This window comes from Limosilactobacillus reuteri subsp. simiae (assembly GCF_020784875.1).
GTDB lineage: Bacteria > Bacillota > Bacilli > Lactobacillales > Lactobacillaceae > Limosilactobacillus > Limosilactobacillus reuteri_H.
Genome location: NZ_JAJGUI010000071.1, coordinates 1 through 337, shown reverse-complemented (window position 1 = coordinate 337; position 337 = coordinate 1). Strand labels below are relative to the sequence as shown.

The window sequence follows — 337 nt, the reverse complement described above, 5'->3', positions numbered from 1 at the left end:
CAGCTTTTTTATGGAATAGCTTCCAATGTGACTTCATAATTTTATATTCTCGGCTCTGTTTATCGAGTTGTTTTAGGATAGAAATACGACAATTGTCCAAAGCGCGACCAGCTAATTGAACAAGGTGGAAGCGATCAATAATAATGTTGGCATTAGGGAAAAGGCGATAGATAAAGCTTTGATATTGAGCATTTAAATCAATTACAACTGATTGAACGTATTCGCGTTCGGCTTTTGAATAACGACTTTCAAAATAATCAATAATTGTAGGTGATAGACGATCCTGTAACTTTGTGACAATTTGGTGGGTTTCAGCATCACAACAGATAAAGGACAT

1 protein-coding gene is annotated in these 337 nt (G+C 35.6%); it reads right to left on the bottom strand.

Annotation, left to right across the window (positions count from 1 at the left end; translation table 11 throughout):
• A partial coding sequence (locus LMC10_RS02060; RefSeq protein WP_229268797.1) for a transposase occupies positions 1-337 on the bottom strand: 337 nt, incomplete at both ends.